A 22612-nucleotide genomic window follows, 5' to 3' on the forward strand; every position below is an offset into this window, starting at 1 on the left:
CGCCCTACGACACACCCTGCGGGCCTTCCAGACATCATGGCGACGGCGATACTTATTCAGCGTTGCCTTAAACGTACTTGCTGCACTCCGCGTGCTTCTGGCGCACGGTATCGGGCAATTTTTCGGCCAGAAAATCCACGAAAGCGCGCACGCCGGGCAACAGGCCACGGCGACTGGGATAGACAAAGTGCATGGTCCCTTGCGGCGCGCTCCAATCGGGCAGCACCACTTCCAGCTCGCCACGCGCCACCCCCGGTCCGCAAACAAACTCGGGGAGCAGGGTCGCACCGATACCGCGCTTGGCGCATTCCAGCAGCGCGGCAAAGTCGCCGCAGATCAGACGCGGCTGGATATCGACGACGACCCGCTCACCCTGGGCGTCGAGCAGCTCCCAGCTGTGTGCGCCTTCGTGCTCGTGATTGGTCAGGGCCGGTAGCTTGGACAAGTCCGAGGGAACCTGCGGGCGGCCGTATTGCTTTAGCAGATCGGGGCTGGCCACCGCCAACACGCGCGACTGGCCGAACGTGCGCATTACCAGGGTGGCGTCGGTATCGAGCTTGCTGCGCACGCGGATAGCCACGTCGAAACCTTCGCCGATCACATCGACGCGGCGGTCGGTGGCCTGCAGGCGGACCTGCATCTTGGGGTGCTGCGCCAGGAACTCGGGCAGGACGTGTCCCAACACCGTTTGCACCAGGGATACCGGGCAACTCACACGCACCACACCGCGGGGTTCGGTACGCAATTCGTCCACCGCATCCTGTGCCGCCCTTGCCTCTTCCAGCACGGCGCGGCAGTGGCCATAGAAGCGCTCGCCAACCTCGGTCACCACGAAGCGGCGGGTGGTCCGTTGTAGCAGGCGCACGCCGAGGCGCTCTTCAAGCTGGGCAATACGCTTGCTTAGCCGGGATTTGGGGATGCCCAAGGCTCGCCCTGCTGAGGAGAAACCACCGTGTTCGACCACGGCGGCGAAGAAATACAGGTCGTTGAGGTCCTGCAGGGCGCCATCCAACACCGTCATCACCGTTTCCTTGATAGAACAATACGTTCGACTTTACCGGACTTATCAGCCAATTGTCGCGAATGTACCTTGGCTCCGTCGCCGGTCAACCCGGCCCGTCACTGAGGAAACGCCATGAAACTGTTGCATCTCGACGCCAGCGCCCTGGGTAGCCACTCTGTATCACGTGGTCTGACCGCGGCCATCGTAGCCGAACTCACCCGCAGCCAGCCCGGCACGGAGGTGGTCTACCACGACCTGGTGGCTCACCCGCTGCCGCACTGGACCCCGGTCTCCGACGCCAGTGATCCGGCCGCCGTGCTCGGCGCCCAGATGATGGATGAGTTCCTCGCCGCCGACGTGGTGGTCATCGGTGCGCCGATGTACAACTTCTCGATCCCGAGCCAGCTCAAGGCCTGGATCGATCGCATCACCGTGGCGGGCAAGTCGTTCCGCTACGGCCCGAACGGTCCGGAAGGCCTGGCCGGCGGCAAGCGCGTGATCGTCGCCTCGACCCGCGGCGGCATTTATAGCGAAGGCAGCGCCGCCGTATCGATGGACTTCCAGGAAACCTACCTGCGCGCCCTGTTCGGCTTCCTCGGCGTGACCGACCTCGAGTTCGTGCGCGCCGAAGGCGTGGCGATCAGCGAGGACAACAAGGCTGAATCGGTGAAGTCGGCTCATGCCTCGATCGGTGTGGTTGCCCGCAAGGCTGCGTAAGCTCCTGCTTCCTCTCCCCGCAGGGGAGAGGAAAAAGCCAAGGAAACGCCGCGCGTCACTGCGCGGCGTTGGTCTTTTCCGCTTGATAAACCGCCTTGCCATCCACCCAGGTGCTCAGCGGCTTCAGATCGGCAATCTGCCGTGGCACCACCGTCAGCGGGTCGCCATCCAGCAAAACGAAGTCCGCGCGCATGCCCGGCTTGAGCATGCCCACCTCGTTTTCCATGTAACTCGCATAGGCCGCCCCGCGGGTAAAACCGGCCAGTGCCTGAAGCCGGCTGACGCGCTGATCCGGCAGCCATCCAGCGGGCGGCTGCCCCTTGAGATCCTGCCGGGTGACGGCGGCATAGATGCCCAACATCGGGTTGACGTGCTCCACGGGGAAGTCCGAGCCGAACGCCAGCGGCACGTTGTCATGGATGAAACGTTGCCACGCGTAGGCACCTTTCAGACGTTCGGCACCGAGACGCTGCTCGGCCCACGGCATGTCGGACGTCGCATGGGTCGGCTGCATCGAGGCGATCAGCCGCAGTTGGGCGAAACGCGGGATATCGTCGAGTGCAACGATCTGCGCATGTTCAACGCGCCAGCGATGGTCGCTCTTCGCATCGTCACCCAGCACGGCCTGATACGTATCGAGCACCATGCGGTTGCCACGGTCGCCGATGGCATGCGTCGCCACCTGCACGTGGCAGCGATGCGCCTTGTCGACGGCGCTGCGATACGCATCGGGTGAGGTCACTAGGATGCCGCGGTTACCGTGATCGTCGTTGTAGTCAGCCAGCAAGGCCGCGCCACGACTGCCAAGCGCGCCGTCCATGTAGAGCTTCACGGTGCGCATCTGCAAACGACCGCCGGCATCCGCCCAATGACCTCCTTGGGTGCAGAGCCAGTCGAGTGCGGCATGGTTGCCGTCGGCCATCTCGTAGAGCCGTAGCGGAATCTCGTGCGCCGCGGCCATTTCCTGCAGCACCTTGAAGTCGTCGAGGCTGACACCGGGATCGTGCACGCCCGTCAAGCCGGCGGCCACGGCGTCCGCGAAGGCCGCCTTGTAGGCGTCGCGCGTCTGTTCGTGAGTCAGCCGTGGCATGGCATCGCCAACCAGGTGCTGCGCACCGTCCACCAGCACGCCGCTGGCTTTCTGACCTACGCGCAGAATGCGACCGCCTTCGGGCTGCCAGTCGCCATCGAGCGACTTCGTCGCCAGCTTCATCGCCGCCGAGTTGACCCATACGGCGTGGCCATCGATGCGTTCCAGATAGACCGGCCGATCGGGAAAGAGCGCGTCCAGATCCGCCGCCGTGGGAAACTGCTTGCCGGCCCAGTGGTTCTGGTCCCAGCCACGCCCCACCAGCCAGGCGTCCTTGGGCAAGTTTGTTGCAAAGGCCTTGAGGCGATCCAGGATCTGCGCCTTGGAGCTGGTGCCCACCAGATCCACCTGGATGTGCGTCACCCCAAGGCCCAGCATGTGACCGTGGGCGTCAATCAGGCCCGGGATGACCGTGGCTCCCTTCGCATCGACCTTGCCAGCATCGGGATAGCGCTGCTGCAGATCACTCACCTCGCCCACGGCAAGCAGGCGGCCGTCACTGCCCCAGGCCAACGCGGTGGCTTCAGGCTGCGCGGGGTCCATGGTGTGAATATGCGCGTTGACCAGCAAGGTCGCGGCCTGCAGCGGCAGGGCGGCCAAGGCCAACAAGGCGATCCAGGAGCAACGAAGCGACAAGCGCATGGGTAGATTCCCTGACGAGACGTCTGGCGACTTTGCCTAGCCCACGCGATTCAGACAAGCGGCCGTGCAACAACGAGCCAGCACTAGGGCATGCCGGTGCCTACAAAGCCTCAATATGCCGCAACAACAGACGCGGACTCTCGCACCCCTGCCAGTCATTGATCACCAGTTCGTAGACCGCGCGCAACGACACCGGCGGCGGCGAGCCTTCGTAGGCATTGAACATCACCGCGTCATGCACGGAGCCATCGCGTGGATCGCGCAGACTCAGGCGCCAATGACGCTCGCCCATCAGGCGCCAGCTCGCGCATTCGAACACGTTATCGAACACCGGCTCCGGAAACGCCTGCCCCCACGGGCCCGCGGCACGCAGCTGATGCGCCAGCTCCAGCGTGGCCGCACCCGGCGGCAACTCGCCATCGGAAAGCTGCACGGCCTGAAGCTGGTCCTGGTCCAGCCATTCGCGCGCAATCGCGTCGAATGCGGCGGCGAAGCGCGGGTAGTCGACGGTTTTGAGGCTCAAGCCCGCCGCCATCGCATGCCCGCCAAAGCGCTCGATCAGGCCCGGATGACGCGCATCAATCATCGCCAGCGCGTCGCGTATATGGAAACCGGCGATGGAGCGCGCCGACCCACGCAGCTCATCGGCAGCGTCCTCGCTGGCGGGCGCAAAAGCGATCACGGGCCGGTGCAGGCGCTCTTTCAGCTTCGACGCTACCAGGCCGACGACGCCGGCATGCCAGCTCGGTTCGAACAGTGCCACGCCGACGGCATCGGTGTCGGCGGCGTGCCCCACCATCACTTCGGCCTCGGCCACCATGGTGGCCTGCAGCTCGCGGCGTTCCTGATTGATCGAGCTCAGCAACTCCGCATAGTGGTGTGCCTGTGACACATCGTCGGTCAACAGGCACTCGACGCCCAGGCGCATGTCTTCCAGCCGGCCGGCCGCATTCAGGCGTGGCCCGATGGCATAGCCCAGATCGCTGGCGCATAGCGTCGCAACGCTGCGCTTGCTCGCCTCCACCAGGGCAACCACACCTGCACAAGCACGACCGCTACGAATGCGCTTGAGGCCCGCTTCGACCAGTACGCGGTTGTTGAAATCCAGCGGTACCAGATCCGCCACGGTGCCAACGGCGACCAGGTCGAGCAGCACCGATAAATCAGGATCCTTACCCGGCGCGAAGTCGCCCTGCTCGCGCAATGCCGCGCGCAAGGCGAGCAACAGATAAAACATCACACCCACGCCAGCGAGTGCCTTGCTGGGAAATGCGTCGCCAGCAAGATTGGGATTGACCATGGCGTCGGCGGCCGGCAACCGCTCGCCCGGCAGGTGATGATCCGTCACGATGACGCGGATGCCCTGCTGCTGCGCCAGCGCCACACCGGCCACGCTCGCCACGCCGTTGTCCACGGTGACGATCAGCTGCGGCTTGGGCTGCAACGATTCGACCAGCGCCGTGCTGAGCCCATAGCCGTGGATGAAACGATTCGGTACGGCGTAGTCGACGCGACGGGCACCCAGCATGCGCAAGCCGCGGACCGCAACCGCCGTGCCCGTGGCGCCATCGCAGTCGTAATCGCCGGCGATAAGAATCGACCAGTCGCCGCGTATCGCCTCGATCAACAGCGCTACCGCCCGTTCAAGGCCACCCAGCTTCTCCGGGGAGAGCAAGCGCGCCAGTCGATATTCGGCGTGTTCCGGGCACAGCACACCGCGCGCGGCGTAGACCTGTTGCAGGACCGGATGCACGGTCGCGCTCCAGCCATGGGGCACACCCCGCGGCACGCGTCGGCGCAGGCTGACCACCCTCACAGACCACTCCCACGCCAGAAGCGCATGCGGTGCCATGGACGAGATAACCAACGCTCGCCACTGGCGAAGCTCAGTTGCAACGGTTGGCGCTGAGCAAGCGCCTGCACGCTGGGCCACCAGGTCGTGGCGATATCGTCCACCGGAAGATCCTGCAGATCGATCATCCAGCCCGGCGCAGCCGCTTCGACGGTCGATGCAGAGCGCACGATGGCCGCGACACCGGCACGCTTGGCCAGTGCGCCGAGCAACACGTCATCGCCAATCACGCCGGTCAGCTTGGTCCGCACCACATGGGGCAAGCGCCCGCCGCCCCACAGCCACAGGCTGTTGATCGGCGACATGCCGCGCGCGCGACGCTCCGCATTGAGCGGGTGCTGATGCAACAGCACCTGCACTTCATTGATAAGCACGCGCCATCGACGCCCGTCAGCACCTTGCGGCAGGTGTTCGAACAGATCCTCGCCCAGTGCTTGTTCGGGTGCGGCGAACGTCGGCAGCGGTGCGTCGGTTGGCAGGCGCAGGTGCCAATGATCGGGCGATGAGACTTCGAGGATCATGCCTGCATCACCGAACACCGGCTTCAACGGCCTGGCGAACGCCTGGGCCTCTTCCATGCTCAGTTGCATCTGTCCGCAGGCGAGCAGGCGAACACCGTTGAGATCCGGCTGCACCCAGGCAGGGTCGGCGCACAGCCAGTTGGCGTCGGCCGCATCGCCGGCCATCAGTTCACGCGTCAAGGCCGCTGCCGGCAGGCCACCGGGAACCACGAAACGCTCGGCAAGCCCTGCCAGATAACCCTTGGCCCCGTATGCCAGGCGATCCGCCTTGCGCAATAGCGCGTGCACGGGATGGCGTGGATCGAAACGCCCCAGGTCGGGCAGCCACAGTTCCAGCGGATTCGGCCCGGGAGCGTTCATGGGCTGACTCATGCCTCCAACTGTTCGTACAGCTTCAGCCACTCGCCTTCCAGGGTTTCCTTCTCGCCGCGCAACTCGGCCTGGCGCTGGCTCAGGCGCATCATCTCCGTCGTCGGTCCGTTGTAGGTGGCCGGATCGGCCAATTTGGCTTCCAACGTGCCCAGCTCGCCCTCGATGGTGGCCACGCGCGTCTCGATCTTCTTGACGCGCTGGCGCGCCACTTTCTCGCTCTCGCGCAGGGCGGCAGCGCGCTGACGAATCTCCTCGGGTGATTCGACGCGAGCCACCGGCTTGGCTTCAGCTTCTTTCTTTTTGTTCTTCTTGCTGGTGGCGCCACGGCTGCGCAACCAACGCGCGTAGTCGTCCAGGTCGCCGTCGAAGCTCTCCGCTACGCCATCGGCCACACGCAAGAAGCTGTCGCATACCAGGCCGAGCAGATGGCGATCGTGCGACACCAGCACCAGGGCGCCATCGAAGTCCGCCAGTGCATCGGCCAGCGCTTCGCGCATGTCGAGGTCGAGATGGTTGGTGGGCTCGTCGAGTAGCAGCAAATTGGGCTTGTCCCAGGCAATCAGAGCCAACGCCAGTCGCGCACGCTCGCCACCGGAGAAGCCATCCACCGATTCGAACGCACGGTCTCCCGCGAAATTCCAGGTACCCAGGAAATCGCGGATCGCCTGTGCACTCACACCCGGCGCCTTTTCCTGCAGATGGTCAAACGGCGAGAAGCCCTCCTGCAGACTTTCCACCGTGTGCTGGGCGAAGTAGCCGATCTTCAGGTCCTTGTGCGCCTTGCGCTCGCCCGCCAACGGCTCGAGTTCACCGACCAGGGTTTTCACCAGGGTGGACTTACCCGCGCCGTTCGGACCGAGCAGACCGATACGCTCGCCCGCTTCGAGACGGAAACGCAGGTTGTGCAGGATCGCCGTCGGCGGCGCGCCGTCCTCACCCGGATAGCCGGCCTCGATCTCTTCCAGTTGCAGCATCGAATCGGGCAGACGATCGGGCACGGCGAACTGGAAGCGGAACCCTCGCTCCGCACGCACGGCCTCGGTGCCGGCCAGCTTCTCCAGTCGCTTCACGCGCGACTGCGCCTGCTTGGCCTTGCTCGCCTTGGCCTTGAAGCGGTCCACAAACGATTGCAGATGTGCACGCTCGGCCTGCTCGCGCTCATGCGCAATCTGCTGCTGGCGCAACTGCTCCGCGCGCAGACGCTCGAAGGCGCTGTAGTTGCCGGTGTAGAGCTTGGCGCGACCGTCGTTCAAATGCAGGGTGTGGGTAATCACGCCGTCTAGGAACTCGCGGTCATGCGAGATCACCAGCAGGGTGCCCTGATAGCGGCGCAGCCATTCTTCCAGCCACAGCACGGCATCGAGATCGAGATGGTTGGTGGGCTCGTCGAGCAGCAGCAGTTCGGACGGCGCCATCAGGGCGCGCGCCAAATTGAGGCGCACGCGCCAGCCACCGGAGAATTCCTGCACCGGCGTCTCGTGGGTATCCGCTGAAAAACCGAGGCCATGCAAGAGCCGGCCCGCACGTGCACGCGCGTCGTAGCCGTTCAACTCTTCGATGCGATGGTGGGCCCGCGCCATGGCTTCGGTGTCGCCGCGCGCATCGGCGTCGAGTTCGTCACGCAGCGCGATGGCCAGCTCCTCGTCGCCGCCCATCACATATTCAATCGCCGGATCGGGCAGCGCGGGCGTCTCCTGCGCCACTGAGGCCATGCGCAGCTTGGACGGGATATCCAGGTCGCCCGTATCGGCATCGACCTTGCCCTGCAGGGCGGCGAACAGACTGGACTTGCCGCAGCCATTGCGGCCCACCACACCCAACCGCCATCCACTCTGGATCACCAGGTCGATATCGGAAAGCAGCAAGCGGCTGCCACGGCGGAGGGCGAAGCGACGAAAGGAAATCATAGAAAGAGCTTATCCGGACCGGGCGTCCTGCCGCCCGCAGCCGCCCATCATACCGGGGCCCGGAGCACGTTCGACGTCTCATAACGGCAAGATCGGACCCACTCATTTGCCCACCCCATCGCATTCACCGCAGATTCGCATGGAATAGCCCGGGTAGTTCTGCTACAACGACGCGGCATCGCCTTGCGCGGAGAGGGGACCCGTGAACAAGTACGTAATCAGCAAGTTCAGCATCAGCCTGTCCATGATCGCGCTGTTGACCGCGGCCGGCGCATCCGCGCCCGCCCAGGCCAGCCAGGACAGCCTGCTCGTCAATCGCGTGCAGCAGGAACAGGGCATGAACCTGCCCACCCGCGGCATGAGCATGGCCCAGGTCGAACAGAAGTTCGGCGCTCCGCAGCGCAAGCTTGATCCGCGCGGCGGTGCCAACGCTCGACAGCCGGTGATCAACCGCTGGGACTACGCCAATTTCATCGTGTACTTCGAACAGAGCCACGTGATCCATGCGGTGCTCAATACGCCGGCGGGCAACAACACCAATCCTGCCTCGGTCAAGTGATCCCAGGATTCAAGCAGTGCGGCCTGTGATGACACGGGCCGCACTGTCGTTTCTGGAGCCTTGAGAGCCCTCTCCACGCCGCATCGACTACACTTCGCATCCCGCGCGCCCCGCCCCCGTGGCTGGGCGCTGTCCCCGATGCAAGAGAACGACTCGATGATTGACCCTAGCCTACGTCTACCGGCGGAATGGGAGCCGCAATCGGCCGTACTCATCGCCTGGCCGCATGCGGACACCGATTGGGCCGAACGCCTGGCCGAAGTGGAGACGACCTATGTGGCGCTGGCCGCCGCGGTCACCCGCTTCCAGCCGCTGATCATCGTGGTGGCGGACAACGAGCTGCGCCTGCGCGTGCAATCGCTACTGGCCGGCGAAGGCGTGGACCTGTCGCAGATCCGCTTGGTGGAGCTGCCTTACGACGACACCTGGCTGCGCGATTCTGGCCCGATCACGCTGAAAACCGACGATGGCGCGTTCCAGCTCACCGATTTCCGCTTCACCGGCTGGGGTGGCAAGTTTGGTGCTGAACAGGATGACGCGTTGATCGCCGGCCTGGTGGAAGAAGGCGTGTTCGGCAAGGCGGCGCACAAGCGCATCGACTGGGCGCTGGAAGGCGGCGGCATCGAAAGCGATGGCGTCGGCACCGTGCTGACCACCTGGCGCTGCTTGGTCCAGCGCCATCCGGAGCAGTCGCGCGAAGAGATGAGCAAGATCCTCAGCGAGAGCCTGCATGCGCGGCGCGTGCTGTGGCTCGACTACGGCTATCTCGAAGGCGACGATACAGACGCCCATATCGATACGCTGGCGCGTTTCGCCCCCGGCGAGCGCATTGTCTACCAGGCCTGCGACGACGTCAGCGATCCGCATCACGACGAACTCAAGCGCATGGGCGAGGAACTGGCAGCCCTGCGCACGCCGGACGGCCGTCCCTATCAGCTCTATCCGCTGCCCTGGGCGCGACCGATCCTCGACGAGGGCCGTCGTCTAGCCGCGTCATACGCGAACTACCTGATCGTCAACGGCGCGGTGCTGGTGCCTGCGTACGGCGACCTGGTCGACGATGAAGCCGCCCGCATCATTGGCGAAGCGCATCCCGAGCGCGAGATCGTGCAGGTACCTTGCCGTCCCTTGATCTGGCAAAACGGCAGTCTGCACTGCATCACCATGCAGCTGCCCGCCGGCATCGTCTGATCGAAGAGATCAGCAAAAAGCCGGTGGCATGTGCTGGAAACCGGCACCGGACAGGCCCATATAACGAAGCCATCCCTACCGGCACGCACGGTGCCGGCAGGTCGTATCCATTAGAATGCGCGGTCTGCCTTTGTCGGCAGACCCACCCCAGGAAGCACGCCGGAAGCTCGCCCATGACCCGCAAGACCCTGAAAGTCGCCCTGTTGCAGGAAACCCACCGTGGCAGCCGCGACGCCAACCTCGACGCCATCGAAGCAGGCCTGCGTGAAGCCGCGGCCGCCGGCGCCGAACTGGTGCTGTTGCAGGAGCTGCACAACGGGCCGTACTTCTGTCAGCACGAGTCGGTGGACGAGTTCGATCTGGCCGAAACCATTCCCGGCCACAGCACTGCGCGCATCGGCAAGCTGGCCGAGGAGCTGAAGCTGGTCGTGGTCGCCTCGCTGTTCGAGAAGCGCGCCACCGGGCTTTATCACAACACCGCGGTGGTGTTTGACCGTTCGGCAGCGATCGCCGGCAAGTACCGCAAGATGCATATCCCGGACGATCCGGCGTTCTACGAAAAGTTCTACTTCACTCCTGGCGATCTGGGGTTCGATCCCATCGACACCTCGGTGGGTCGTCTCGGCGTGCTGGTGTGCTGGGACCAGTGGTATCCGGAAGCCGCGCGCCTGATGGCGCTAGCCGGCGCCGACCTGCTGCTCTATCCCACCGCCATCGGCTGGGACCCGCAGGACGACCAGGGTGAAAAGGATCGCCAGCGCGACGCCTGGGTCACCGTGCAGCGTGGCCACGCCGTGGCCAACGGTCTCCCGCTGCTGTCCTGCAACCGCACCGGCTATGAAGCCGATGTGTCGGGTGTGGGCCGGGGCATCCAGTTCTGGGGCACCAGCTTTGTGGCCGGTCCGCAGGGCGAATTCCTGGCCCAGGCAGGTACCGACGGGCGTGAACTACTGGTAGTGGACGTGGACATGGCCCGTAGCGAGCACGTACGACGTATCTGGCCGTTCCTGCGTGACCGCCGCATCGACGCCTATGGCGATCTGCTCAAGCGGTTCCGAGACTGACCCTGACCCCTTGCCCGTGATCCGGTGGCATGGCTTGTGCCATGCCCCGGCCAACCCCATGCAGGGAGTTCCCCTGCCAGATCGACGCCGCGCATGACCGTGACTGATATCGCCGACTCCCTCCCGCCCATACTGCGCGACCAGCCCATCGAGCGGGTCACTCGCGATGGCGTGGAATACGTCGTGCTGGGCACCGCGCACGTCTCGCGCGCCAGTGTCGAGGCGGTTGACGCCCTGCTCGCCCACGAGCGTTTCGACGCCGTCGCGGTGGAGCTGTGTGACAGCCGCGCCCAGGGCATGCGTGATCCGGACGCGTTCAAGCAAATGGATCTGTTCCAGGTGATACGCCAGGGCAAGGCCGGCATGGTCGCCGCCAGCTTGGTGTTGTCCTCGTTCCAGAAGCGCCTGGCCGAGCAGTACGGGATCCAGCCGGGCGCCGAGATGAAGGCGGCGATGGACGGCGCCGAGCAGCGCGCACTGCCGTTGTGGCTGGTGGACCGCGAGGTCGGCACCACCTTGCGCCGCGCCTGGCATAGCGTTGGCTTCTGGCAGCGCTTTGGCCTGCTCGGCGGCTTGATCGCCAGCGTGTTCGAACGCGAAGCGATCGAGGAAACCGAAATCGAGAAGCTCAAGCAGGGCGACATGCTGGAGAGCGCCTTCAGCGAATTCGCCAGCGAATCGGCGCCGTTGTTCCGCAGCCTCATCGCCGAACGTGACGCCTATATGGCCGCCCGTTTGCGCGAACAGGCCGCACGCTCAGGCTTTGGCGAGGGGCGCCGCGTGCTGGTGGTGATTGGCGCAGGCCACCTGAAAGGCCTGTGCGAACTGCTGCGCACGCAGCAGGGCGATCCCACCGCCGAAGCGGCCGAGTTGGCCAGCACGCCGGCCAAGGCGCAATGGCCGAAGTGGCTCGCCCTCGCACTGGTGTTGGCCGTGTTCGCCGCCATCGGCTTTGCGTTCCATCGCGACGCGGCGCTGGGCACGGCGGCGCTGCGCGACTGGGTGTTGCTCACCGGTGGCTTCGCCTTGCTCGGCGCGGTGATCGCGGGGGCTCACCCGTTAAGCATGCTGTCGGCGTTTATTGCGGCGCCGATCAAACCGTTCCGCCCCGGCATTCCCTCGGGCGGTATCAGCGCGATGGTGGAAGCCTGGGTCCGCCGTCCGCGCGTGGCCGACTTCGAGACCTTGCGTGACGACATCGGTCACTGGCGCGGCTGGTGGAAGAACCGCGTTGCGCGCACCTTGCTCAATTTCTTCCTGGTCAGTCTCGGCACCATCGTCGGCGAGTACATCGCGGGCATTCATATCCTCAAGAGCCTGCTTTGACTGTCGTCGTCTGTGTGAACGCCCGGACCCAGTGACCGTGCCGTCATCCCAGCGTTCGCTGGGATGACGATGTGGGCGCGCTGGGTCGACACAGTGAGAGATCAGGGCTTGTTCAAGGACTGATCCAGCACACCCAGCAGTTCCTCGTTCTTGTCGAGGCTTTGTTCCCAATACATCACGCCCCCGAGACCCTTCGCCTTGATGAAGGCCGCCTTGGCGCGCAGCGACTGCGGGTCTTCATAGCTCACAAAGGTCTTCGTGGCGGCATTCCACAGGTACGGTGCCTGGGCCTGGGCATCCCAATGGCGCACGTAGCCATGCTTGTCGATGTAGTCAGCGACCAGCTCGCGCCATGACGGATCGCCCATGTATTTGTCGTACTTCTGATACAACCCGTTGTCTTGCGGATTCACCCCGGTGAACGCGCGCCCATAGAACGCCGCGCCCAGGTTGAGCTTCTTCGCCGGCACGGCAGCCGCCAGAAATTGTTCGACCGCCTTGTCGCCGGCGCGATCGTCCGTCGGCGCCAGCTTCGACAGATGCAGCCCGGCGTGGTGTCCCGTGGTGGGCGTCAGGCTGTTGTGGAAGTCGTAGGTCATCAGGTTGATCCAGTCGAGCGAACGCGCCACGCGCTCCAGCTCGATGCCCTGTACAAACTCGCCATCGGCTGCGGCAATCGACAGCAGGTAGTGACGGCCGCCGTGCGCGGCACCGAGCTTGTCCAGGCGGGCGCGCAGGGCTTCCAGCAGCAAGCTGAAATTGCGCTTGTCCTCGGGGCGATGACCGATACCGGCACCGGGCAGCGTGGGATATTCCCAGTCGAGATCGATGCCGTCGACATCGTATTTCTCGACCAGCACGGCGGCACTGTCGGCCATGTGCTGACGCGAGGTTTCCGTAAGTGCCGTGTCGGAGAAATGGTCAGCGCCCCAACCACCGATGGAAACGAAGATTTTCAGTTTCGGATTGATCTTGCGCAGGCCCACGAAGGTGGCCAGCGTCTGTTCAACGATGGGGCTGGGAAACACCACATTGCCCTTGGGATCGAGCTGGGCAAAGGCATAGTTGATGACGTCGAGCTTGTCGGCGCTCACCGGCTGCAATGGCTTGGCATCCATCACGTAACCGACGATGCGGTAATGCGTCGGCGCTTCCGTGGCCACGGCGAACGTGGCAAATCCGCCCACCAGGCCAACCATGAGTACCTGCAGAACCGCCCTCTTCCAGCAAGGCCGACGACCCTGCAACCAACCCGTCCAATGCGACATTAAAGTTCCCCTTCGGTCTGCTTGTGACACGGCCCGGCCGTGCGCCCCCGAGCATGACTCCACCATTGTCGTGCTCCATTTTGATCAAGATCAGTGGCTTGCGACATGTTGTCGGTTTGTGAATGCAACCACTATACTTTTGCGACTTTTCACCATGGACCCGCCGGACTCGTGGGAATGATCTCGATGACTCGATTGCAACTGCTTGGCCTCTCCGTGGCCGCAGCTTTTCTCGCCACTGCCAGCGTGCATGCCGAGGGTGACAAGGCTGCCGGACGCAAATTGATCTACACCTGCAACGGTTGCCACGGCGTGCCGGGTTACTCGAATGCCTACCCGAACTACCCAGTGCCGCAGATTGCGGGTCAGAACCAGCAGTACATCGTCAACGCGCTCCACGAGTACAGGGCTGGCGAACGCAGCCATCCGACGATGACGGCACAGGCGCAGAGTCTGTCCGACAAGGACATCGACGATATTGCCGCCTATCTTTCCAGCCTCGCCAAGTAAGCCAAGGACCATTACCGCATGAAACGTGCGCTTACCCTGCTTTCATTCGGCGCCGTCCTGGCGTTCGCTTCCACCCAGCTGCTCGCTGCCGCCAGCATCGATAACGGCAAGCAGAAGGCTGCTGTCTGTTTCGCTTGCCATGGCGCCGACGGCAATGCGGTCGACCCGCAGTACCCGCGCCTGGCTGGCCAGTACAACGAGTACATCCAGCAGGCGCTGCGCGAGTACAAGACCGGCCAGCGCAGCAACCCGATCATGAAGGGCTTCGTCGCCACGCTGTCCGACCAGGACATCGAGGACATCGCCGCGTTCTTCTCCAGCCAGCCGAGCAAGCTCGGTACGCTGGAAGGTCACATCCAGGGCGACAAGTAATCGCACGGCGTCCCTGCATGAGCCCATAAAAAAGGCCCGCTCGATGCGGGCCTTTTCGTTGGACGCATGCCGGGGTCGATCAGCCGAGTGCCGACTGCCCTTCGTGCTTCGTGTAGTACGGGTTGCTGCCGCCACTGTGGTCGGTGGCATCGCGCACTTCGGTAATCTCCGGCACGCGCTCGCGCAAGGTCTTTTCCACCCCATGCTTCAGGGTGACGTCGACCATGCCGCAACCATGGCAGCCGCCGCCGAACTGCAACACCACCACGCCGTTGGCGTCGACCTCGAGCAGGCTTACGCGCCCGCCGTGCGAGGCGATCTTGGGATTCACTTCCGCTTCCAGGACATAGCGCACGCGCTCGATCAGGCCGGCTTCCTGTCCGGGTATCTCGCCCTTGATGCGCGGTGCGCGGATATTGAGCTGGCCGCCCGTGGCGTTCGGCTCGAAATCGATGTTCGCGCCTTCCAGCCAGGAGGCGCTGTCGCCCGCGACATGAAACTCGAAGCCGTCGCAAACAATGGTCCATTCCTGTCCGGTCAGCTCGTCGGGCTCGGCGAACTCCAGTTCGCAATTGGCCGCCGGCGTGCCCGGCGCGGTAACGCGAAGGCGGATACTCAAGCCGTCGATGCCCTGTTGGGAGAGCAGTCGCAGGAAGTGCCGCTGTGCGCGTTCTGAAATGTCGATCATGTCTACTCCAGCTAAAGCGGGTGCTGCCGTTCGAAACAGCACCATTTTAGTCCTATTTCAGTATTGCCGCTCGCTTTTGACTTTTATCCGGCAAGCTTCGACGCTTTGCATTTTCATCTCACGAACGGAACGACTGCCATGAGCACCAACACACTCGCCAGCCAGCACTGCACGCCCCGCAAGGGCAAGGAACACGCACTGGACCAGGCCAAGGTGGCCGAACTACTCGCCCAGCTGCCCGGCTGGCAGGTCGCGGCCGACGGCAAGGCCATCGTGAAGAACTTCAAGTTCCGCGACTTCCACCATACGCTCGGCTTCATTAATGCCGTGGGGTTCATGGCCAATCAGGAAGACCATCATCCGGATCTTGAAGCCGGCTACGGTCATTGCCAGATTTTGTGGTCAACCCATGACGTCGGCGGCCTGTCGCTCAACGATTTCATCTGCGCCGCCCGCGTCGAGACCCTGCTCGAGCATTGAGCACGCTGCGCGCCAAGCACCGGGTTCTCGCCATGGCCGGCTTCGGGACCGCGGTCGTGCTGCTGTTCTGGGCCATGGCCGCCCTGTCCGCCTGGGTAACACGCGAGCACCTGGCCAAGCATGCGCAGCTGGAACTGGCGACCCTGCGCAGCGGCCAGCCCTTGTGGCAATGGCGGCTGCGCGGCCCCGGCGACCTGGTCGCACATCGGGTGTTCGGTAACGCCGATATCGCGCGGGGCCCAAACGGCCTCCGCGTCACCAGTCGTGACGGCTCGACCTTCGATCTGGGTCTGCCCGTGGCTGGACCGGTCGACCTGGCGCACTGGCCGCTGCTCCACCTGCAACTGCAAAGCGACGCCGAAGGCACCCTGGGCCTGATCTATCAGACAAGCGAGTTCAGTACGGCCTGCACGGCCAATGCGGTCGGCCGCATTCCTCCTCATGGAAACGAACTGGTTATCGATCTTCGCAGTCTCAGCTGGCACTCAGACAGCGGAAAACCGTGCCGGCCACCCGACGTCGTTACCTATTTGCTGCGTCTTCGTCCCCAGCTGCCGGCGCATGCGGTGTTGCAGATCGGGAATGTCGACTTGCAAGCGGCGCAACCTGCCGCGCTGCCAGTCTCGATCGCTGCCGATATGGCCGATATCCGGCTGCCTTCGGCCCTGGCGGTGGCCCAGGCTGGGCTGACCGCTGCGTCAGCGCAGTACGGCGGGCGCAGCGCGCCGTTGGTCCGCCTGCCGGCAGGCATCTCCGCCGAAACCATGCTGTCGCTGCGCGATCTGGTGAAACGGCACTGGCCCGGTGCGCTGGTGCTTCCGTTCGGGCAAGCCTTTGCACCAGCACGCGAGGAGGCCCTGCCGGGGTGGCTGGACTGGGGTGTCTGCGCCGCGTACCTGATCGGCCTCGTGTGGATCGCCCTGCGCCAGACCCGGGAGGTCACCCGTCCCTGGTTGGAGATAGCGGCGATCGCTGCGGGTCCGCTGTGGCTGATCGCCGGTCTGCGCTGGGGCACCCAGCTCTCGATTCCGGGTGTCACCGCCTTCGTCGCCGCCCTGGTCTTTGCCGCCCAAAGCGATTGGCGCCGGCGCCCGGTGTGGTGGCGCTGGCTGGGCCGCAGCTGGGCCGATTGGCTGTGGCCGCTGGTCCCGCTCGCGGTGACGGTCGCCCTGACGCTGGTCGATGGCCACGGGCTGGTTCACCTCGAACCACGCCATATGCTGACCTATCTCGGCTGGGCGCTACTGCAGCAATGGGCCATGCTGGCTTTCGTGATGGGGAGATTGCGACTTACAGCGTTACCGCAACCCGTCATCATCCTGATCACGGCGGCGTTGTTCGGCCTGCTGCACACACCCAACGGGTCGTTGATGCAGCTCTGCTTCATGGCTGAATTGTGGTGGGCGTGGCGTTTTCTGAAATCGCCTTGCCTCGTCCCGATCGCCGTTGCCCATGCCATTTGCGCCCTGCTGGTCGAAAGCGGGCTGACCGGTCACATGCTGCGCTCACTTGGAGTCAGTGCGCGCTTTTTCCTGTAGGTATTCCTGCACACGACGGATCCTTTTGCCTTTGACGGCAAGGACATCCAGGAAATCCTTCAAGTCATCGGGCAAGGGTGCGGAGAAGCTGTAAGAGCGCCCATCGAGCTCGAAACTCATATGCGCGGCGTGCAGGAATAAGCGATTAAGGCCTAAATCCTTGAATTTCTTGTTCATTTCCTTGTCGCCGTACTTCGGGTCGCCGGCCAGCGGATGACCCACGTGCGCGGCATGGACGCGGATCTGGTGGGTCCGACCGGTACCCAGGGTCGCCTGCATCAGGCGAGCGGCCGGGTACTGCTCCATCTCGCGGAAAAAAGTGAGCGAGGGCTTGCCGTTATCGGCCACTCTTACCATCCGTTCGCCGCCCTGGAGCACCGACTTGATCAGCGGTGCATTGACGTCGAATTTCGCCTTGGAAGGGTGCCCCACCATCAGGCAGAGGTACTGTTTGATGACCGTGCTCGCGCGGATTTCCGCCTGCAGCCCAATGAGACCTGCGCGCGTCTTGGCAAACACGAGTACGCCGCTGGTGTCCCGATCGAGCCGGTGCACCAGTTCCAGATGTTCGGTCGGACGGGCGGCGCGCAGCAACTCGATGGCGCCGTGGCTGACGCCGCTGCCACCATGACTGGCGATACCGGCCGGCTTGTCGATGGCCAGGAAGTGCTTGTCTTCGAAGATGACCGCGTCGGCCACGGAGGCCACCATAGCGGGTGCAGGCCCCTTTTCGGCAACCCTCTCGGCGGTCCGGACCGGCGGGATGCGCAACATATCACCCTCCGCGAGACGCGTATCGGGCTTCGCGCGCTTGCCGTTCACGCGCACCTGGCCGGTGCGCAGAATGCGATAAATCATGCTCTTGGGAACCCCCTTGAGCAGGGTCACCAGGGCATTGTCGATACGCTGACCGTCCCGTTCGGGTCCGATCTCTACTTGACGCACACCGTGAGGTGCGTCGGGGGAAGTTGCCGTCTGCATTGAAAAAAACCTGACGAAATAGGATACTCGGCCGGCGTTATGTCCCCTCCTGCCGAAGTTCGGATGGAAATGGGGCGCCCGCCCGCGACGTCGGCGAGGATAGCGCCGGTCGCCTGTACGGCAGCCGGTCGCTGCTCCCTTTCATCGTAACGGTTTGGGCTGTCGTTTGTCCGGTTCCATGGGGTTCCGGGGCGACGAACGCATTGCCCGAATCACCCCGGCACCGGAAACGATGCCGTCATTTGCCGCTTAACCGCAGCGGCGCGATCCCCGGCAGGCCGCCGAAGTTACGGCGCCACTGGGGCACGCGACGCGCGGCAAGCTGAGGAAAAACTACAATGAAACGTATGCTGATCAACGCAACTCAGCGTGAAGAGTTGCGTGTGGCCATCGTCGATGGCCAGACCCTTTACGATCTCGACATCGAAATCCCTTCCCGCGAACAGAAAAAGGCCAATATTTACAAAGGCCGCATCACGCGCGTTGAACCCTCTCTCGAAGCCTGTTTTATCGACTATGGCGCCGAACGCCACGGCTTCCTCCCGCTGAAAGAAATCGCCCGCGAGTACTTCACGCAGGGCCTTGATCCGAACAAGTCCAACATCCGCGACCTGCTGAAGGAAGGCCAGGAAGTGGTGGTGCAGGTCGAGAAGGAAGAGCGCGGCAACAAGGGCGCCGCTCTCACTACCTTCATCAGCCTGGCCGGCCGCTACATGGTGCTGATGCCGAACAACCCGAAGGCCGGCGGCGTCTCGCGCCGGATCGAAGGCGAAGATCGGCAGGCACTCAAGGAAGCGCTGGAGCACCTGACCGTTCCCGACGATGTCGGCCTGATCGTGCGTACCGCCGGCATGGGCCGCGACGCCGAAGAGCTGCAGTGGGATCTGGACTACCTCCTGCAGCTGTGGAAGGCGATTTCCAACGCCGCCAGCGCCCAGAAGGCGCCGTTCCTGATCTACCAGGAATCGAAGCTGTTCATCCGCGCCCTGCGCGACTACCTGCGCAACGATATCGGCGAAATCCTCATCGACGAGGAGTCGCTGTTTAACGATGCGCGCGAGTTCATGCAGCAGGTCATGCCCAATGCCCTGCGCAAACTCAAGCTGTACCGTGACGACACCCCGCTGTTCTCGCGCTACCAGATCGAGACCCAGATCGAGAGCGCGTTCGACCGCCAGGTGCGCCTGCCGTCGGGCGGCTCCATCGTCATCGACCAGACCGAAGCGCTGACCGCCATCGACATCAACTCGTCGAAGGCCACCAAGGGCAGCGACATCGAAGAAACGGCGTTCAACACCAACTGCGAAGCGGCGGTGGAAATCGCGCGCCAGCTGCGCATCCGCGACGCCGGCGGCCTGATCGTGATCGACTTCATCGACATGGACAGTCCCAAGCACCAGCGCGAAGTGGAAGAGCGTCTCAAGGACGCCCTGAAGCTGGACCGCGCCCGCGTGCAGATCGGCCGCATCTCGCGCTTCGGCCTGCTGGAGATGTCGCGCCAGCGCCTGCGTCCGTCGCTGGGCGAAGCGACCCAGATCGTTTGCCCGCGCTGCGAAGGCCACGGCCACATCCGCGGTGTGGAATCGCTGGCGCTGTCGACCTTGCGACTGATCGAAGAGCACGCGATGAAGGACAACACCGGCCAGGTGCTGGTGCAGGTCCCGCCTGCGGTTGCCAACTTCATGCTCAACGAAAAGCGCGCCAGCGTGGTTGAGATCGAACTGCGCAACAAGGTGCACGTGGTGATCGTGGCTGACGACAATCTCGAAACGCCGCACATCGAGATCCAGCGCATCCGCGAAGCGGACATGGGCGAGCACAGCAAGCCCAGCTACGAACGCCTCACCGCCATCGAGCCCTCCGCCCTGCCGAAGATGGGCCAGGCGCTGGGCAGCGGCGAGCAACCGGCCGTCAGCGGCATCGTTCCGTCGACACCGGCTCCCGTTCGCGAAGAGACGGCAGAGGCACCCGCACCACAAATCCAGCCGGCACGCCAGGCCGCGACCGCGCCAGCACCCACGGGCGGCGTGATCTCGCGCCTGCTCGGCTGGTTCCGCAGCGGGGCAGCTCCTGCAGCTCCGGCTCCGGTCGCCAAGACCGAGTCCGCAACGGCCAGCGCCCGCGGCAATCGCCGCGATGAGCGCGGTCGCCAGGCTCAGGGCGCTCAGTCGGGCAATCGCCAGACACAGCAACAGCGCCGTGAGCAACAGCCGCAGCAGCCAGGCCAGAAAGGCCAGCAGCAGGCCAAGGGCAATCGCCAGCGCGGCAATGATCAGGCTCAAGCACCGCGCCAACAGCAAGGCCAGAGCCAGGCGGGCAAGCAGGAGCCTCGCCAGCAGCAACAGAAGTCCGCCGCTGACATCACCGGCACTCAGGCCCAGCCTGAGCGCAAGCAGCCGTCGCAGCAGCCACGACAGGAGCCGCGCCCGCCGCGCGCGCAGCAGCCCGCTGCCGCAACGCAGCCGTCGCAGCCCGCCCAACCAAGCGAACAGCGACCGCTAGTCGCTCCAGTCGCCGAGGCCGCTGAGGCCGCCAAGGAAGCGGCAGCCGCCAAGCCGGTGGCTGAGGCCATCACGAACGACGAACTGGCGAATGAGGATAGTCCCGAGACCGAGGGCAGCCAGGCGCGTCGTCGTCGCGGCCGTCGCGGTGGCCGTCGCCGCCGTCGCCATGAAGACGCCGCAGAGGCCGGTGCGTTGCCCCAGGAAGCTGCGGACGGCGGATTCGATCTGGACGACGAAGATCGTAGCCAAGACGGTGGAAGCCCCACCGGGATGGCTGGCCCGGCCCTGGTAGACGCACCGGTCGCACCGGTGGCCGCTGCCGCGGCCATCGCCACCGTCGTGTCGGTAGAGATCGCCGAGCGCTCGGCCCGGCCTGCCCCCTTGACTGAAGAAACCATCGCCGCGGCATCGGCTCCGGCCCAGGCGCCGGAGCAGAGCCACGAGCCGGTGCTGAGCGCCGTAGCGCCGACATCCTTCAATCTGCCAACGCTGCCGCCGATTCCGGAAATCCAGGCGGAGAAGGTCGAGGCGGAAACCGTCAAGGTCGAAGCGCCTGCCGTCGAGCCGGTGACGACGGTGACGCCGGTTGCCGTTGCTGCCGCCCGGGTCACGGTGACCGACGAGGTCATCGAAGTGCCGACGCCGGTCACACCCGACGTCGAAGCGACGGTGGTCCATGCGCACGTCAGCGCAGCGGCCGTTGAGCCAGCGCCGACGATGGTGAGCACGAGCATCGATTTCCACACCCATTTGGAAACCGCGGCTCAGATGGACGAACCGCACCGGCATGCGGCCGCGCCAGCGACCTCGGACAGCGTGACCGTGCAAGCCGAGCCGGACGCCGTGGCCGAAACCGCGGCACCGATCGCGCCAGCGCAGGGCGATCTGCTGGCTCACGCCGAACATCCGCTTGCAGCGGCCATCCCTCCAAAGGAAGAAGCCGCAACGGGTGAGGACGCCGACACGGTGAAGAAGGACGCTTCGCACGGCTGATCACCGCGCCCGCTTCACGCCCCACAAAAAAAGCCGGACTTAAAGTCCGGCTTTTTTTTGCCTGGCTCCTGTTGGCCAAGTCGGGCTAGGGAAGGTTTGAATAAGTCGTCATCCCGAAATCGTCATCCCAGTTTGACCAGCCCTTCGGCTGTTGAGAGCCGCAGGAATGACGAACAAAGTTTTATTTAGACCATACCCTGGCCGCCGACCTGGTTGTTATGCGTGTCGAGCAGGCCGTGAATGGTCATCAGGTGCGCCAGGCTGATCACGTGGTCCACTTGCAGCTTTTCCATGAGTCGCTGCTTGTAGGTGGAGACGGTCTTGGGGCTGAGATTCAATTGCTCGCCGATCATGGTGAGCGGCTTGCCACGCACCAGCATCATCGCCACCTCAAGCTCGCGGCTGGACAAGGCATCGAACGGCGAGCCATCACCATCGAGCGTAGCCAGCGCCAGCTGCTGCGCCACTGTCGGCGCCAGGTAACGGCGACCGCCGGCCACCTGGCGCACCGCTTCCAGCAGTTCATCGGCAGCGCAGCCCTTGGTCAGATATCCGAGCGCACCGGCGTCAAGCAGGCGCTTTGGGAAGCGCGCATCGTCCACCACCGTCACAATGATGATGAAGGTTGGCAACTTGGAGCGTGCCACGCGCTCGGTAAGCTCGATGCCACTCATGCCGGGCATGTGCACGTCGACCAGGGCGATGTCGGGTGTCTTGGCGCGGATCAGGCGCAAGCCTTCCTCGGCCGTGCCGGCTTCGCCGCTGATGATGATGTCCGGCTGTTGCTGCAGGATCATCCTGAATCCCGTGCGCACCAGCTCGTGATCGTCGATTAAAACTACCTTGATCACCGGCTTCCCTCCTTGGGTTGAGCACTCGAACATAGGCTGCGACATGGCTTTGCGCAAGCCGCCTGGGCCACCGCTAAGCCGATGACCGATTATCACCTACGCCACGACGTGATATTCGCCTACATCGACTTTCGTCAGGATGTCCGGGAACTCCCTACCTGCTGCCATCGACCATGCTGGAGA

The 22612-nt window shown here is 64.3% G+C and carries 19 protein-coding genes; 10 read left to right on the plus strand and 9 right to left on the minus strand.

The features are described 5' to 3' along the window. Positions 1-67: 67 nt before the first annotated feature. Positions 68-1021 carry a LysR substrate-binding domain-containing protein gene (locus ACT01B_RS13300; RefSeq protein ID WP_445143733.1) on the minus strand — a complete coding sequence of 318 codons (954 nt, stop codon included), beginning with the start codon at positions 1019-1021 and terminating at the stop codon, positions 68-70. A 114-nt stretch (positions 1022-1135) separates the two neighbouring features. Between ACT01B_RS13300 and ACT01B_RS13305 the strand changes: the two genes are divergently transcribed. Next, positions 1136-1720 carry an FMN-dependent NADH-azoreductase gene (locus tag ACT01B_RS13305; protein ID WP_445143734.1) on the plus strand — a complete coding sequence of 195 codons (585 nt, stop codon included), beginning with the start codon at positions 1136-1138 and terminating at the stop codon, positions 1718-1720. A 55-nt stretch (positions 1721-1775) separates the two neighbouring features. On the opposite strand, the gene ACT01B_RS13310 is transcribed toward ACT01B_RS13305, so the two are convergent. From ACT01B_RS13310 to ACT01B_RS13325, 4 genes are all read right to left on the minus strand, one after another. Further along, positions 1776-3452 carry an amidohydrolase gene (locus tag ACT01B_RS13310; RefSeq protein WP_445143735.1) on the minus strand — a complete coding sequence of 559 codons (1677 nt, stop codon included), beginning with the start codon at positions 3450-3452 and terminating at the stop codon, positions 1776-1778. Between the two features lie 100 nt (positions 3453-3552). Further along, positions 3553-5268, minus strand: coding sequence for a single-stranded-DNA-specific exonuclease RecJ (gene recJ, locus ACT01B_RS13315; protein ID WP_445143736.1), 1716 nt, complete (start codon positions 5266-5268; stop codon positions 3553-3555). Further along, complete coding sequence (locus ACT01B_RS13320) at positions 5265-6185, minus strand: phosphoglycerate mutase (protein ID WP_445143737.1); 921 nt, start codon at positions 6183-6185, stop codon at positions 5265-5267. Before ACT01B_RS13320 ends, recJ begins: the two co-directional genes overlap by 4 nt. Positions 6186-6193: 8 nt before the next feature. Beyond that, the gene (locus ACT01B_RS13325; protein WP_445143738.1) at positions 6194-8104 is read right to left on the minus strand and encodes an ABC-F family ATP-binding cassette domain-containing protein; all 1911 of its coding nucleotides are present in this window, start codon (positions 8102-8104) and stop codon (positions 6194-6196) included. A 217-nt stretch (positions 8105-8321) separates the two neighbouring features. Here ACT01B_RS13325 and ACT01B_RS13330 point away from each other — a divergent pair, with 217 nt between their 5' ends. The 4 genes from ACT01B_RS13330 to ACT01B_RS13345 all read left to right on the plus strand — a co-directional run bounded on the left by ACT01B_RS13330 (position 8322) and on the right by ACT01B_RS13345 (position 12244). After that, entirely contained in the window at positions 8322-8663 is a 342-nt protein-coding gene (locus ACT01B_RS13330) for a hypothetical protein (RefSeq protein ID WP_445147483.1), read from the plus strand. Positions 8664-8819: 156 nt separating this feature from the next. Further along, positions 8820-9854 (plus strand): agmatine deiminase family protein, encoded by a 1035-nt coding sequence (locus ACT01B_RS13335; protein ID WP_445143739.1) that lies wholly within the window; start codon positions 8820-8822, stop codon positions 9852-9854. A gap of 173 nt (positions 9855-10027) precedes the next feature. After that, positions 10028-10918 (plus strand): carbon-nitrogen hydrolase, encoded by an 891-nt coding sequence (locus ACT01B_RS13340; RefSeq protein ID WP_445143740.1) that lies wholly within the window; start codon positions 10028-10030, stop codon positions 10916-10918. A 93-nt stretch (positions 10919-11011) separates the two neighbouring features. Next, positions 11012-12244, plus strand: a complete 1233-nt coding sequence (locus ACT01B_RS13345; RefSeq protein ID WP_445143741.1) for a TraB/GumN family protein — start codon at positions 11012-11014, stop codon at positions 12242-12244. Between the two features lie 101 nt (positions 12245-12345). Here ACT01B_RS13345 and ACT01B_RS13350 read toward each other — a convergent pair whose 3' ends face one another. Further along, entirely contained in the window at positions 12346-13443 is a 1098-nt protein-coding gene (locus tag ACT01B_RS13350) for a glycoside hydrolase family 18 protein (protein WP_445143742.1), read from the minus strand. Between the two features lie 255 nt (positions 13444-13698). Between ACT01B_RS13350 and ACT01B_RS13355 the strand changes: the two genes are divergently transcribed. Together ACT01B_RS13355 and ACT01B_RS13360 are read left to right on the plus strand one after the other, a co-directional pair. After that, entirely contained in the window at positions 13699-14022 is a 324-nt protein-coding gene (locus ACT01B_RS13355; RefSeq protein ID WP_445143743.1) for a c-type cytochrome, read from the plus strand. An 18-nt stretch (positions 14023-14040) separates the two neighbouring features. Further along, positions 14041-14394 (plus strand): c-type cytochrome, encoded by a 354-nt coding sequence (locus ACT01B_RS13360; RefSeq protein WP_445143744.1) that lies wholly within the window; start codon positions 14041-14043, stop codon positions 14392-14394. Positions 14395-14473: 79 nt separating this feature from the next. Here the strand turns inward: ACT01B_RS13360 and ACT01B_RS13365 are convergent, their stop codons facing one another. Continuing rightward, positions 14474-15082: an NfuA family Fe-S biogenesis protein gene (locus tag ACT01B_RS13365; RefSeq protein ID WP_445143745.1), complete on the minus strand. Its 609-nt coding sequence runs from the start codon at positions 15080-15082 to the stop codon at positions 14474-14476. Positions 15083-15220: 138 nt separating this feature from the next. On the opposite strand from ACT01B_RS13365, the gene ACT01B_RS13370 reads away from it, so the two are divergent. Together ACT01B_RS13370 and ACT01B_RS13375 are read left to right on the plus strand one after the other, a co-directional pair. Further along, complete coding sequence (locus ACT01B_RS13370; protein WP_445143746.1) at positions 15221-15562, plus strand: 4a-hydroxytetrahydrobiopterin dehydratase; 342 nt, start codon at positions 15221-15223, stop codon at positions 15560-15562. Positions 15563-15594: 32 nt separating this feature from the next. Continuing rightward, a complete protein-coding gene (locus tag ACT01B_RS13375) occupies positions 15595-17100 on the plus strand; it encodes a CPBP family glutamic-type intramembrane protease (protein ID WP_445143747.1) in 1506 nt (501 codons plus the stop codon). Here the strand turns inward: ACT01B_RS13375 and ACT01B_RS13380 are convergent. Beyond that, on the minus strand, positions 17068-17988 hold the full coding sequence (locus ACT01B_RS13380; protein ID WP_445147484.1) for an RluA family pseudouridine synthase: 921 nt from the start codon (positions 17986-17988) through the stop codon (positions 17068-17070). The genes ACT01B_RS13375 and ACT01B_RS13380 overlap by 33 nt on opposite strands. Before the next feature lie 431 nt (positions 17989-18419). Here ACT01B_RS13380 and ACT01B_RS13385 point away from each other — a divergent pair, with 431 nt between their 5' ends. Then, positions 18420-21578 carry an Rne/Rng family ribonuclease gene (locus ACT01B_RS13385; protein WP_445143748.1) on the plus strand — a complete coding sequence of 1053 codons (3159 nt, stop codon included), beginning with the start codon at positions 18420-18422 and terminating at the stop codon, positions 21576-21578. Between the two features lie 185 nt (positions 21579-21763). Here ACT01B_RS13385 and ACT01B_RS13390 read toward each other — a convergent pair whose 3' ends face one another. Beyond that, on the minus strand, positions 21764-22429 hold the full coding sequence (locus ACT01B_RS13390) for a response regulator (protein WP_445143749.1): 666 nt from the start codon (positions 22427-22429) through the stop codon (positions 21764-21766). Positions 22430-22612: the final 183 nt, after the last annotated feature.

The sequence above is a fragment of the Dyella sp. Tek66A03 genome, assembly GCF_052567735.1.

Excerpts from the sequence above, each read along its gene's own strand:
- ACT01B_RS13300 (WP_445143733.1), bottom strand. The coding sequence starts at position 1,021 with ATGACGGTGTTGGATGGCGCCCTGCAGGACCTCAACGACCTGTATTTC.
- ACT01B_RS13305 (WP_445143734.1), top strand. The coding sequence starts at position 1,136 with ATGAAACTGTTGCATCTCGACGCCAGCGCCCTGGGTAGCCACTCTGTA.
- ACT01B_RS13310 (WP_445143735.1), bottom strand. The coding sequence starts at position 3,452 with ATGCGCTTGTCGCTTCGTTGCTCCTGGATCGCCTTGTTGGCCTTGGCC.
- ACT01B_RS13320 (WP_445143737.1), bottom strand. The coding sequence starts at position 6,185 with ATGAACGCTCCCGGGCCGAATCCGCTGGAACTGTGGCTGCCCGACCTG.
- ACT01B_RS13325 (WP_445143738.1), bottom strand. The coding sequence starts at position 8,104 with ATGATTTCCTTTCGTCGCTTCGCCCTCCGCCGTGGCAGCCGCTTGCTG.
- ACT01B_RS13335 (WP_445143739.1), top strand. The coding sequence starts at position 8,820 with ATGATTGACCCTAGCCTACGTCTACCGGCGGAATGGGAGCCGCAATCG.
- ACT01B_RS13340 (WP_445143740.1), top strand. The coding sequence starts at position 10,028 with ATGACCCGCAAGACCCTGAAAGTCGCCCTGTTGCAGGAAACCCACCGT.
- ACT01B_RS13345 (WP_445143741.1), top strand. The coding sequence starts at position 11,012 with ATGACCGTGACTGATATCGCCGACTCCCTCCCGCCCATACTGCGCGAC.
- ACT01B_RS13350 (WP_445143742.1), bottom strand. The coding sequence starts at position 13,443 with ATGGTTGGCCTGGTGGGCGGATTTGCCACGTTCGCCGTGGCCACGGAA.
- ACT01B_RS13355 (WP_445143743.1), top strand. The coding sequence starts at position 13,699 with ATGACTCGATTGCAACTGCTTGGCCTCTCCGTGGCCGCAGCTTTTCTC.
- ACT01B_RS13360 (WP_445143744.1), top strand. The coding sequence starts at position 14,041 with ATGAAACGTGCGCTTACCCTGCTTTCATTCGGCGCCGTCCTGGCGTTC.
- ACT01B_RS13365 (WP_445143745.1), bottom strand. The coding sequence starts at position 15,082 with ATGATCGACATTTCAGAACGCGCACAGCGGCACTTCCTGCGACTGCTC.
- ACT01B_RS13370 (WP_445143746.1), top strand. The coding sequence starts at position 15,221 with ATGAGCACCAACACACTCGCCAGCCAGCACTGCACGCCCCGCAAGGGC.
- ACT01B_RS13375 (WP_445143747.1), top strand. The coding sequence starts at position 15,595 with ATGGCCGGCTTCGGGACCGCGGTCGTGCTGCTGTTCTGGGCCATGGCC.
- ACT01B_RS13385 (WP_445143748.1), top strand. The coding sequence starts at position 18,420 with ATGAAACGTATGCTGATCAACGCAACTCAGCGTGAAGAGTTGCGTGTG.